Here is a 12,876-nt window from a genome sequence, read left to right on the forward strand (position 1 = left end):
GGGCACAATGGTATGCCCGCCCCTTATTTACTTTACTGTCTTATTAGCTGCTTACTTTCGCAATTTTACCTTGTTCAATGTAAACAAGCAGAATGGATATATCTGCTGGATTAACTCCAGAAATACGAGAGGCTTGGGCAATAGAAAGAGGTAAAACCTGTTTTAATTTTTGACGTGCTTCTGTTGCTAAACCAGAAATAGCATCGTAATCAATATTCTCAGGGATTTTTTTATTTTCCATTTTGTGTAGCTTCTCTACCTGTTGCAATGCCTTTTCGATATAGCCTTCATATTTAAGCTGTATTTCAATTTGCTCTTTCACTTCATCTGACAATTCAATTTCTGCCGGAATTAAAGAAGATATTAACTCATAATGCATTTCAGGACGTTTTAATAAATCTGCGCCACGAATACCATCTTTTAATTCACTACCACCAACTGAACGAATAACAGATTGCGTTGTCTCATTTGGTTTAATAATGACTTCACGAAGACGTGCAATTTCCTTTTCAATCAGCTCTTTTTTCTCATTGAATTTATTATATCTTTCTTGTGGAATCATGCCCATGTTATATGCAAGCTCGATTAAACGTAAATCTGCGTTATCGTGGCGTAACAATAGACGATATTCTGCACGAGATGTTAATAAACGATACGGCTCATTTGTCCCTTTTGTTACCAGGTCATCGATCAAAACGCCAATATAGGCATCAGAGCGACTTAAAATTAACTCTTCTTTACCAAGGACATTCGCAGCAGCATTCATTCCTGCCATTAAGCCTTGTGCGGCTGCTTCTTCATAACCAGATGTACCGTTAATTTGCCCAGCTGTATATAAGCCTTTAATACGTTTTGTTTCTAATGTTGGCCATAATTGTGTTGGCACTATTGAATCATATTCAATTGCATAACCAGCACGCATCATTTCCGCATTTTCTAAGCCAGGGATAGATTTTAGTAAACGTGTTTGAACATGCTCTGGTAAACTTGTTGATAAACCTTGAACATAGACCTCACGCGTGTTACGACCTTCTGGCTCCAAGAATATTTGATGTCGTGGCTTATCATTAAAGCGCACAACTTTATCTTCAATCGACGGACAATAACGTGGACCTGTCCCTTTGATCATCCCTGAATACATCGGTGAAAGATGTAAATTCGCTTCAATAATTTCATGTGTTTCAGGACTTGTATATGTTAACCAGCAAGGAAGTTGATCCATAATGAATTCAGTTGTTTCAAAACTAAATGCACGTGGAACATCATCTCCTGGTTGAATCTCTGTTTTGTCATAATCAATTGTACGGTTATTTACACGTGGTGGTGTACCTGTTTTAAAACGAACTAAATCAAAACCAAGCTCTTTTAAATTATCAGCTAAACGGATCGAAGGTTGTTGATTATTAGGACCGCTTGAGTATTTCATATCACCGATAATAATTTCACCGCGTAAGAAAGTACCTGTTGTCACCACTACTGTTTTAGCACGATAGACTGCTCCAATTTGTGTAATGACCCCTTTCACTTCTCCATCTTCAATAATTAACTCTTCAACCATTCCTTGATGGATTGTTAGGTTTTCAGTTTCCTCCAACACACGTTTCATCTCTTGTTGGTATAAAACTTTGTCTGCTTGTGCGCGCAATGCACGTACTGCTGGACCTTTCCCTGTATTTAACATTCTCATTTGTATATGTGTTTTATCAATAACTTTCCCCATGACGCCACCTAAAGCGTCAATTTCACGTACGACGATTCCTTTGGCAGGGCCACCGATAGATGGATTACACGGCATAAATGCAATCATATCTAAATTGATTGTTAGCATTAATGTGTTTGCGCCCATTTTAGCCGCAGCATGAGCAGCTTCTGAACCTGCGTGACCTGCGCCAATTACAATAACATCATACGTGCCTGCCTCATATTTTGTTGGCATGCTCGTATCTTCCTTTCCCTTTATAAATTTATTTTCCTAAGCAGAACTGTGAAAATAACTGATTAATTAGGCTTTCTTGTACTGTGTCACCAATAATTTCACCAAGTATTTCCCATGTTCTTGTTACATCAATTTGTACCATATCTACTGGTACACCCTCCTGTGCAGCTGCTATTGCATCTTCTACTGTTGCTTGTGCTTGGTGCAGAAGAGCAATATGTCTTGCATTTGAAACATATGTTAAATCGCCCGCTTCGATTTGTCCTTCAAAGAATAATGCTGCAATGGCTTCCTCTAATTCAGTAATGCCCTCCTCCTGTAACAGAGAAGTCGTGACAATACGGTGGTCACCAGCTAATTCTTTAACACGTGCTAAATCTATTTTTTGCGGTAGATCTGTTTTATTAACAATGACGATGTAATCCATCGAATCAATTGTTTCGAAAAGTCGCTCATCCTCTGCAGTCAATTCATCTGCATAGTTTAATACAAATAAAATTAAATCTGCTCCACGAAGAGCTTCACGAGAGCGTTCTACACCAATTCGTTCAACAATATCCTCTGTTTCCCGGATACCTGCTGTATCCACTAAACGAAGTGGAACACCACGTACATTGACGTACTCTTCTATAATATCACGAGTCGTACCTGCGATATCTGTCACTATGGCCTTATTTTCTTGTACTAAGCTATTTAAAAGCGAAGATTTCCCTACATTCGGACGACCTAAAATAACAGTTGATAATCCCTCGCGCAAAATCTTTCCTTGAGAAGATGTTTGTAGAAGTTTAATAATTTCATTTCTTACCCATGTACATTTCTCTACTAATACAGGGACCGTCATTTCTTCTACATCATCATACTCCGGATAATCTATATTAACCTCTACCTGTGCTAATGTCTCTAGTAAAGCTTGGCGTAAATCACCAATAAGTCTCGACAATTTCCCATCCATTTGGCCCAAAGCAACATTCATCGCACGATCTGTTTTTGCTCTTATCAAATCCATAACAGCTTCAGCCTGTGAAAGATCTATACGTCCATTTAAAAAAGCTCGTTTTGTGAATTCACCTGGCTCAGCTAATCTTGCTCCATTTGTTAAGGCAAGTTTTAATACGCGATTGACTGAAACTAGTCCACCATGACAGTTTATTTCTACAACATCCTCACGCGTGAATGTTTTAGGTCCACGCATCAGCGATAGCATAACTTCCTCTACTACCTCATTTGTTTTAGGATCAACTAAATGCCCATAATGAATGGTGTGCGAATCTTTCGTAGTTAAACTTTTTCCACCGGGTGATTTGAATATTTTATCTGCAATCGTTACTGCCTCGTCCCCACTTAAACGAACGATGGCTATGGCACCTTCACCCATTGGTGTGGATATCGCAGCAATTGTATCGAACTCCATTTAATGACCTCCTCAACGTTATCCACATGTGGATAATCAAAACCGACCAATACTTACTAACACCTTAGACTAACATATTTTCTGCAAAATCTAAAGTAAGGATCATTTCCAAATGTGGATAAAATCATTTTTATAGTTAATCTTATTTTCGACAAATATCGATATTCTCTGTCACATTAAAAAGGTCATTTTATCACGCAGATAAAATGACCTTTCAAAATATATTGTCTGTATGATTTTTGAGCAACAGTCTAACGGTTTTTTACTGGTTCAATTACTAAATAACGATTAGGTTCTGTGCCTTCTGAATACGTTTCAAGATCTAGACGATTTGCTAATTGATTATGAATTATCTTTCGTTCGTAAGACGGCATTGGTTCAAATGCCACACGTTGATTTAAGCGTAATGCTTTATCCGCCATTCGATCTGCCAATAATTCTAATGCTACTTGTCTACGTTCGCGATAGTTTTCTACATCTAATTTCACCATTAAAAATTGCTTAGCACTTTTATTTAATATTAGTTGCGTTAATTGCTGTAAGGAATTTAGTGTTTGACCTCGTTTCCCGATAAGCAGTGCCGCCTTCTCACTTTTTAATTGAAATAATACATATTTCCCTTCACGAGTCGTAGCAATATCAAGATCATGAATATCCAGTTGTTCAGCAATGCTTACTAAATACGCTTTTGCATCTTCAATTGGATTTGCTGAATCTACTTCTTCATTTTGTTCTTTAACGACTTGTTGAACAGCTTCGATTTCACTTGGTTGTTCAGAAACTTGTGAACTTATTGTTTCAACATTATCTACTGCCAGTGGTTCGTCTAATTGTGTCGTATTTTGCGGTTCGGCTTTTTCGTTTTCAATTGTCGGAACCTGAACTTCCTTTATAGTTACACGTACCTCTGCAGAACGTGCACCAAAACCTAAAAATCCTTTTTTACCTTCTTGTAAAACTTCAACATCTACTTGTTCACGGGTTTTGCCAAGTTTCTGTAACGCCAATGAGATCGCTTCTTGTGTTGTTGCGCCTATTTGCGTAAGTTGTTTCACTTTTTAGCCCCTCCATTTTGAGCAGGTTGTGTTTTATCTTTATTCCAAGGTTTATAAATAAACAGGTTTTGGAAAATCGAAATAATATTCCCGATTACCCAATATAGTGATAATGCAGCTGGTAAGGCCATACCAAAAGCAATGATCATGAATGGCATAATATACATCATAATTTTCATTTGAGGATTATCCATTGCTGGTCCTGTACGCAATACGATAAATTGCATTAAACCTGCCGTAATTGCTAATGCAGGTGCAGGATCTGCTAACGGGAAGATAAAGAAATTCCCTAAATCAAATGTAGATGTAGCATTCATACGACTAATTGCATGATAGAAACCAATTAAAATTGGCATTTGAATGATTACTGGTAAACATCCAGCAAGTGGGTTTACTCCAGATTCACTCATTAGCTTCATCATTTCTTGCTGATATTGTTGCTGTGTCTGAGCATCCTTAGAAGCATACTTCTTTTGCAATTCCTTCAATTTTGGCTGAATTTCTTGCATCTTTTTAGAGCTCTTTGTTTGTTTAATCATTAAAGGTAAAATTGCTAAACGAATAATAATTGTTACGGCAATAATCCCCCATGCATACGTACCGAGCAGATCAGCAAAGTATTTTATCGCTGATACCAACGGCCAAACAATGAATTCATTCCAGAAGCCTGTGCTGTCTTTGGAAATTGGTTCATTGAATTCTGTACAACCAGAAAGTAGTAAGGCTACTGATACTAGTGACAAAATTACCCAATGTTGTTTTTTCAACCTTCTTCCCCCTACAATTACTATTCACTTTTTCTTAATTCTATATGCATTTTTTCATTCACAGACAGTTTCCTACCACAAGATCTGCCGGCTACTTTACCTAAATTCTGTCAGCGTTTTGGACGTCCTCAATAAAGATAAAGTTATCAGTTATTTTATCACGCCTATAACGTTCACTCTACTAAATATTCTAACTACATAAATTTATTCATAAGTTATGTTGCGAAATTTACATACTTTTAGTGAAATACAGTATTTCATATACCCCTATGCGTATATTCCCCTTACTTATTATCGTATGCAAATTCGCTGTACACTACTATTAACAGGACAGACATTTTTCACCACTTGCTTGCATACATTACACTTTCTTCATAACCTTTGCGATTCGTAGTACATGCTGCAAACTCTGTTTCACTTCATGAAAATCCATAGTGGCCGCCGGTTGTCTGGCGATAATAACATAATCCATATTCGGCTTTAAATCATTCTTTAATTCCTGAATACTTTGTCGAATATAGCGTTTTATTTGGTTGCGTGTTACCGCATTCCCAAGCTTTTTACTAACTGATAAACCTACACGAAATTCGGTTTGCCCCTCTTTTGCTAAAAAATAAACGACAAACTGACGATTAGCGAAAGATTTACCTTTTTTAAACACCTTTTGAAAGTCATCATTTTTTTTCACTCTTTGGCGTTTTTTCATTTCTTTCACCTGCTATTAGATAATATCTTTTGATCCTCATTTCTAGGTTTACCAAAAATAAAGAAAAAAAAGACCACTGATGTGGCTCAGTGGACTTATTTTATGCTGATAAAACTTTTCTTCCTTTACGACGACGAGCAGCAAGAACTTTGCGTCCGTTTTTCGTGCTCATACGTGCGCGGAAACCGTGAACTTTGCTGTGCTTACGTTTTTTTGGTTGGTAAGTACGTTTCATTTATATAGACACCTCCTGAATGAGTTGAATTTTTCAACATACAGACTCGAATATTATATAAAGTATCTAGTTATTTTGTCAATGTATTTCATAAATTTCTTTTAGTCATCCACTCTACTTATTTTTTTATTCATCTCAATTTCTATTTAGTTAACATTTGTATTCTCATAAATAACGATTAATTATTTCCCATGAACATAAAATATTTATCCACAGAGTACTTGTTTTTTTTACACAGAGTTGTGTATAGTATTTTTTGCATTATTTTTTTCCACAACAATTATCTACAGCTTTTTCACATAAGCAGTGCTTGTGGACAACTCTGAAGTGCATAACTACAAGCTATGTGGATAAGTTTCATAAACTATTGAAATAGCTTTGTTTTTCTGATACGATTACTGTGCTTCACTTTGTTGAAAACTGAAACGAACATTTTAATTATCCACAACTGTTAATATGCTGTGGATAATTTTTATCACAGCCTTTGGTTAACTTTTATCCACAACTTGTGATTATGTGGACGAGTTGTAAAATGAACGTATTTACCATTTCTATAAATGCGATTTTTTTATGTATTGAACACTGTAAAGGAGATTAGCAGCTTGGAACATTTAGAAGAACTATGGAATAATGTCCTGGCTCAAGTTGAACAAAAAATTTCTAAACCAAGCTTCGAAACGTGGCTTAAGTCTACAAAACTACTATCTTACAATGGTAGTGGCTCTACTGTAACGATTGCTGCGCCAAATTCGTTTGCTCGAGACTGGCTTGAGAATCATTATATTCATTTGATTACAGGTATATTAACGGAGCTTACAGGCGAAGACTTGCTTATTAAATTTGTTGTTCAAAAAAACCAGGATTCGGACGATTTCGATTTGCCGGCGCCGATTATCCAAGCAAAAAATAACGATCACCATGATATTTCACCAGGTATGTTAAACCCGAAATATACTTTTGATACGTTTGTTATTGGCTCTGGTAACCGCTTTGCACATGCTGCCTCGCTAGCAGTCGCTGAAGCCCCTGCGAAAGCTTATAATCCATTCTTTATTTATGGGGGAGTAGGGCTTGGTAAGACACACTTAATGCATGCAATTGGCCATTATGTTTTAGAGCATAATCCTAATGCGAAGGTAGTCTACCTATCATCTGAGAAATTTACAAATGAATTTATTAACTCAATTCGTGATAATAAAGCACTTGATTTTCGCAATAAATACCGCAACGTGGATGTACTGCTAATTGATGATATTCAATTCCTAGCTGGAAAAGAATCAACTCAAGAAGAATTTTTCCACACTTTTAATACTTTACATGAAGAATCAAAGCAAATTGTTATATCAAGTGATCGACCTCCGAAAGAGATTCCTACATTGGAAGATCGGCTACGTTCACGTTTTGAATGGGGGCTAATAACTGATATTGCGCCACCTGATTTGGAAACTCGTATTGCTATCTTGCGTAAAAAGGCAAAAGCAGATGGTCTAGAGGTTCCAAATGAAGTAATGCTTTATATTGCGAACCAGATTGACTCCAATATTAGGGAGCTTGAAGGTGCGCTTATTCGCGTCGTCGCCTATTCTTCACTGGTAAACAAAGATATTACGGCAACATTGGCAGCCGAGGCTCTAAAGGACATTATCCCTAACTCAAAGCCACGGACTGTGACAATATTAGACATTCAGAATGCTGTAGGAGAGCATTTTAATATACGTTTAGAAGATTTTGCTGCTAAAAAACGTACTAAATTAATTGCCTTTCCACGTCAAATTGCTATGTATTTATCACGCGAATTAACAGATTTTTCGCTGCCGAAAATTGGCGAAGAGTTTGGTGGCCGTGACCATACGACTGTCATCCATGCACACGAAAAAATATCTTCTATGTTGAAAAATGACGTTCAACTTCAACAAGATGTTAAACAAATTCGTAGCATGCTAGGGAAGTAATTGCTGTGGACAATCCAACTATTTAAACACAAACTTATACACAGTCTATCTACATGTGGATAGACTGATTTTATTCATAAAACTATACTTATCCACAAATCCACAGAGCCTATTACTATATCTTTTTTATTTTATATAAATAAATAATATAAATATGTGAGGGAAAACGAATGAAATTTGATATTTTACGTGACCGTTTATTAGAGGGTTTAAATGATGTCATGAAAGCCGTAAGTTCTAAAACAACTATTCCAATTTTAACTGGGATTAAAATTGATGTAACAGAAGAAGGCATCCGCTTAACAGGTAGTGATGCAGATATTACAATCCAAACTTTTATTCCAGTTGAAGAAGATGGACAACAAATTATTCACATTGCAGAAACCGGATCTATTGTTGTACAAGCACGTATGTTTAATGAAATTGTACGTAAATTACCAACAAATGATGTTGAAATTCAAGTAACACCAGGTTTTCAAACACATATTCGCTCAGGAAAATCTGAATTCCATTTAATTGGATCTGATGCTGCAGAATATCCTTTACTACCAGAATTAACGGAAGATCAAAAATTTACTATTCCTGCTGATCTATTAAAAACAATTATTCGTGAAACAGTGTTTGCTGTTGCCACTTCAGAAAGTAGACCAGTGTTGACAGGTGTAAACTGGCAGATTAAAAATGAAACTTTAATCTGTGTTGCAACAGATAGTCATCGTTTAGCAAGACGTAAAGTCCAACTGGAAAATTTACCGAAAGTTGAACATAGCGTAGTGATCCCAGGAAAAAGTTTGAATGAATTAAATAAAGTACTTGAAGATTCTACAAATTTAGTGCAAATCGTTATTACAAGTCAGCAAGTATTATTTAAAACTGGCGATGTATTATTCTTCTCTCGCTTACTGGAAGGGAATTATCCAGATACAACACGTTTAATTCCTGAAGAATATCAAACGAATGTAACAATTAATGGGAAATCCTTGTTGCAAGCTATTGACCGTGCTTCACTTGTGGCAAGAGGTGATCGTAACAATGTTGTTCGTTTTGAAATTTTAGATAATCAAGCAGTTGAAGTTTCTTCTAATTCACCTGAAATTGGTAAGGTGCAAGAAGAAATTCCTGTTGAAGCGTTAGAAGGGGAAAGTTTGAAAATTTCCTTCAGTGCTAAATACATGATGGAAGCATTAAAAGCAATTGATGGTCAAGATGTGGTCATTCAATTTACTGGGGCAATGAGACCATTTATTTTACGTTCTGTTCATGATGATGCTATTTTACAATTAATTTTACCTGTAAGAACTTACTAAGATTATAAGATCCGTTAAGATAGTCGCTAATTGTGACTATCTTTTTTTACTTATGGCGTAATTTTAGGTATGATAGAGAGATAGACAGTCTGTATTCGGAGGGGAACACACTATGCAGGACATTAAAATTGATGAGGAGTTCATCACGTTAGGGCAGCTATTAAAAATTACTGATGCCATTAGTTCAGGTGGAATGGCCAAGTGGTTTTTACAAGAAAATGCTGTATATGTTAATGGAGAAGTAGACGATCGTCGAGGTCGAAAATTACGTGACGGTGACGTGGTAAATATTCCTGGCTGTGGTCGTTTTCAAATCGTAGGACCAACTGGACAGTAAATTATGTATATTGAGCAAATAAAACTTACAAATTACCGTAATTATGATGCCTTAGCTTTAGACTTTTCTCCGAAAATTAATGTTTTCATTGGTGAAAATGCACAAGGAAAAACAAACGTTATGGAGTCCATCTATGTTTTAGCAATGGCTAAATCCCATCGAACTACGAACGATAAAGAATTAATACGTTGGGATTCAGACTATGGTAAAATAGAAGGGGCCGTAAAAAAAAGGCATGGTATTTTACCGATCGAACTTACGATTACAAAGAAAGGTAAAAAGGGCAAGATAAATCATATAGAGCAAAGTCGCCTCAGTCATTATATTGGTCAAATGAACGTCGTTATGTTTGCGCCAGAAGATTTAAACGTGGTAAAGGGGAGTCCGCAAATACGTCGACGTTTTATTGATATGGAGATTGGGCAAATTTCGCCTGTCTACTTACATGATTTATTAACCTTTCAAAAAGTTTTAAAACAACGAAACCATTTCTTAAAGATGAACCAGGGCAAGTCCTTATCAAATGATGTGATGTATGAGGTCTACAATGAACAATATATTCACGCAGCTACCCAAATTATTCGTAAAAGATTTCAATTTATGGATTTGTTGCAGGAGTGGGCGGAACCTATACACGCAGGTATATCGCAAGGTAAGGAAACATTGGTTATAAAATATCGTACGGTAGCTGGTATTGAAAAAGAACACTCTACTAGCGAAATTGAAAATACTTTACATCAAAAATTGATTGAAGCGAGAGAACGTGAATTTGACAGGGGTGTCACATTAGTTGGCCCACATCGTGATGATTTGCAGTTTTTAGTAAATGGCTATGATGTTCAAACTTATGGCTCACAAGGACAACAACGTACTACAGCGTTATCTTTAAAGCTTGCTGAAATTGAATTAATTAAACAAGAAACAAATGAAACACCCATACTACTTTTAGATGATGTTTTGTCGGAACTCGATGATTATCGTCAATCGCATTTATTAAATACCATTCAAGGTGAAGTCCAGACCTTTGTTACAACTACAAGTGTAGATGGAATTCATCATGAAACGATGGAACAAGCTCAACTGTTCCACGTGAAACAAGGAGCGATTGATAAAAGTTAGCCAGGGTAGTTTTTTAGATTACAAAAGAATGGTAATAGTCAGCTCGGTTGACTGTTCATTCATTTACACACAATGATGTTATGAAGGAGTAGATGAAAGCCGTGGCTATAGAGAACGAAGGTTTACAAAACCAAGCTTATGAGGCTGATCAGATCCAGGTATTAGAAGGTTTAGAGGCAGTACGTAAAAGACCAGGGATGTATATCGGTTCTACAAGCTCTAAAGGGCTTCACCATTTAGTATGGGAAATTGTTGATAATAGTATCGATGAAGCTCTTGCAGGATTTTGTACAGATATAAGTGTAACAATTGAAAAAGATAACTGGATTCGCGTAGAAGATAATGGACGTGGGATTCCAGTAAGTATTCAAGAAAAAATGGGTAAGCCAGCTGTCGAAGTTATTATGACAGTTTTACATGCTGGTGGTAAATTCGGCGGTGGAGGCTATAAAGTTTCTGGTGGTCTTCACGGAGTTGGGGCATCAGTGGTGAATGCACTCTCTGTGGAAACAATTGTTCAGGTTCACCGTGAAGGTCATATCCATGAAATTAAATTCGAACGAGGAAAGACAGTTCAAGAATTAACGATTATTGGTGATACAGATCACAATGGTACAACAACACGTTTTAAAGCTGATCCAGAAATCTTTAAAGAAACAACTGTTTATGAATTTGACATTTTAGCTCATCGTATTCGAGAGTTAGCTTATTTAAATCGTGGCATTAAGATTACCATTGCTGATGAACGTGAAGATCAAGAACGTTCAACTACATACCACTATGAAGGTGGTATTCGTTCCTATGTAGAACATTTAAACCAATCAAAAGAGCCTATTCATGATCCAATTGATGTTCTTGGCGAAAAGGATGGAATCACAGTAGAAATTGCTATGCAATATAATGCTGGATTCTCCTCTAATATCTTTTCATTTGCTAATAACATTAATACGTATGAAGGTGGTACTCACGAGTCTGGTTTTAAAACAGCACTTACACGTGTTATTAATGATTATGCACGCAAAAGCGGATTACTAAAAGAATCTGATGCAAATCTTACAGGTGAGGATGTACGTGAAGGATTAACAGCTATTGTCTCTGTAAAACATCCCGATCCTCAATTTGAAGGACAAACGAAAACAAAGTTAGGGAATTCTGAAGTAAGTCAAATTACCAATTCATTATTCTCAGATGGCTTTGAACGTTTTATGTTAGAAAATCCGACAGTAGCTCGTAAAATTGTCGAAAAAGGTTTAATGGCAGCACGTGCACGTGTAGCGGCTAAAAAAGCTCGTGAGTTTACTCGTCGTAAAAATGCACTGGAGGTTTCAAGCTTACCAGGTAAATTAGCTGACTGTTCTTCAACAAATCCAGCTGAATGTGAAATCTATATTGTTGAGGGTGATTCTGCCGGAGGATCTGCTAAATCAGGACGTGATCGTCACTTCCAAGCAATTTTGCCTCTACGTGGTAAAATTCTCAATGTTGAAAAAGCCCGACTAGATAAAATTCTATCGAATGCAGAAATCCGTGCAATGATCACAGCTTTTGGTACAGGTATTGGAGAAGAGTTCAATTTAGAAAAGGCGCGTTATCATAAAATCATTATCATGACTGACGCCGATGTTGACGGAGCACATATCCGTACATTACTTTTAACTTTCTTCTTCCGTTTCCTTCGGCCTCTTGTGGAAGCAGGCTATATTTATATTGCGCAGCCACCACTTTATCAAGTTAAACAAGGTAAGCATGTTGAATACTGCTATGATGAGGAAACGTTAAAGGAAATTTTAGAGCGTCTACCTAAAATGCCAAAACCAAATGTACAACGATATAAAGGTCTTGGTGAAATGAATGCTGAACAACTTTGGGAAACAACAATGGATCCAGAGCACCGCACATTATTACAAGTAGAATTAGATGATGCAATTAAAGCAAACCAAGCATTTGAACGTTTAATGGGCGATGAAGTTGAACCTCGTCGTCAATTTATCGAGGAAAATGCCGTATACGCTAATTTAGATATTTAGTTTTTCTTGAAAGGAGGTCTA

At 36.6% G+C, this 12,876-nt stretch carries 11 protein-coding genes; 5 read left to right on the plus strand and 6 right to left on the minus strand.

Annotated elements, in window-relative coordinates; genetic code table 11:
* Window positions 1-43 precede the first annotated feature (43 nt).
* The 6 genes from mnmG to rpmH all read right to left on the minus strand — a co-directional run bounded on the left by mnmG (window position 44) and on the right by rpmH (window position 6,113).
* Complete coding sequence (mnmG, locus tag MKY49_RS22700) at window positions 44-1,936, minus strand: tRNA uridine-5-carboxymethylaminomethyl(34) synthesis enzyme MnmG (protein ID WP_274795100.1); 1,893 nt, start codon at window positions 1,934-1,936, stop codon at window positions 44-46.
* A 28-nt stretch (window positions 1,937-1,964) separates the two neighbouring features.
* Window positions 1,965-3,350: a tRNA uridine-5-carboxymethylaminomethyl(34) synthesis GTPase MnmE gene (mnmE, locus tag MKY49_RS22705; RefSeq protein ID WP_274795101.1), complete on the minus strand. Its 1,386-nt coding sequence runs from the start codon at window positions 3,348-3,350 to the stop codon at window positions 1,965-1,967.
* A gap of 251 nt (window positions 3,351-3,601) precedes the next feature.
* Window positions 3,602-4,405 carry an RNA-binding cell elongation regulator Jag/EloR gene (gene jag, locus MKY49_RS22710; protein ID WP_274795102.1) on the minus strand — a complete coding sequence of 268 codons (804 nt, stop codon included), beginning with the start codon at window positions 4,403-4,405 and terminating at the stop codon, window positions 3,602-3,604.
* On the minus strand, window positions 4,402-5,172 hold the full coding sequence (gene yidC, locus MKY49_RS22715) for a membrane protein insertase YidC (RefSeq protein WP_274795103.1): 771 nt from the start codon (window positions 5,170-5,172) through the stop codon (window positions 4,402-4,404). The genes jag and yidC overlap by 4 nt, the downstream gene beginning before the upstream one ends.
* Window positions 5,173-5,533: 361 nt before the next feature.
* Window positions 5,534-5,878, minus strand: coding sequence for a ribonuclease P protein component (rnpA, locus tag MKY49_RS22720; RefSeq protein WP_274795104.1), 345 nt, complete (start codon window positions 5,876-5,878; stop codon window positions 5,534-5,536).
* Window positions 5,879-5,978: 100 nt separating this feature from the next.
* Window positions 5,979-6,113: a 50S ribosomal protein L34 gene (gene rpmH, locus MKY49_RS22725; protein ID WP_004233310.1), complete on the minus strand. Its 135-nt coding sequence runs from the start codon at window positions 6,111-6,113 to the stop codon at window positions 5,979-5,981.
* 557 nt (window positions 6,114-6,670) lie between these two features.
* On the opposite strand from rpmH, the gene dnaA reads away from it, so the two are divergent.
* From dnaA to gyrB, 5 genes are all read left to right on the plus strand, one after another.
* Window positions 6,671-8,065 (plus strand): chromosomal replication initiator protein DnaA, encoded by a 1,395-nt coding sequence (dnaA, locus tag MKY49_RS22730; RefSeq protein ID WP_396631744.1) that lies wholly within the window; start codon window positions 6,671-6,673, stop codon window positions 8,063-8,065.
* Between the two features lie 170 nt (window positions 8,066-8,235).
* The gene (gene dnaN / locus MKY49_RS22735; RefSeq protein ID WP_274795106.1) at window positions 8,236-9,372 is read left to right on the plus strand and encodes a DNA polymerase III subunit beta; all 1,137 of its coding nucleotides are present in this window, start codon (window positions 8,236-8,238) and stop codon (window positions 9,370-9,372) included.
* Window positions 9,373-9,484: 112 nt separating this feature from the next.
* Window positions 9,485-9,709: a S4 domain-containing protein YaaA gene (gene yaaA, locus MKY49_RS22740; RefSeq protein ID WP_274795107.1), complete on the plus strand. Its 225-nt coding sequence runs from the start codon at window positions 9,485-9,487 to the stop codon at window positions 9,707-9,709.
* Between the two features lie 3 nt (window positions 9,710-9,712).
* Window positions 9,713-10,828: a DNA replication/repair protein RecF gene (gene recF / locus MKY49_RS22745; protein WP_274795108.1), complete on the plus strand. Its 1,116-nt coding sequence runs from the start codon at window positions 9,713-9,715 to the stop codon at window positions 10,826-10,828.
* Window positions 10,829-10,920: 92 nt separating this feature from the next.
* A complete protein-coding gene (gyrB, locus tag MKY49_RS22750) occupies window positions 10,921-12,855 on the plus strand; it encodes a DNA topoisomerase (ATP-hydrolyzing) subunit B (protein WP_274795109.1) in 1,935 nt (644 codons plus the stop codon).
* Window positions 12,856-12,876: the final 21 nt, after the last annotated feature.

It is taken from the genome of Lysinibacillus sp. FSL M8-0134 (genome assembly GCF_038069745.1).
Taxonomy (GTDB): domain Bacteria; phylum Bacillota; class Bacilli; order Bacillales_A; family Planococcaceae; genus Lysinibacillus; species Lysinibacillus irui.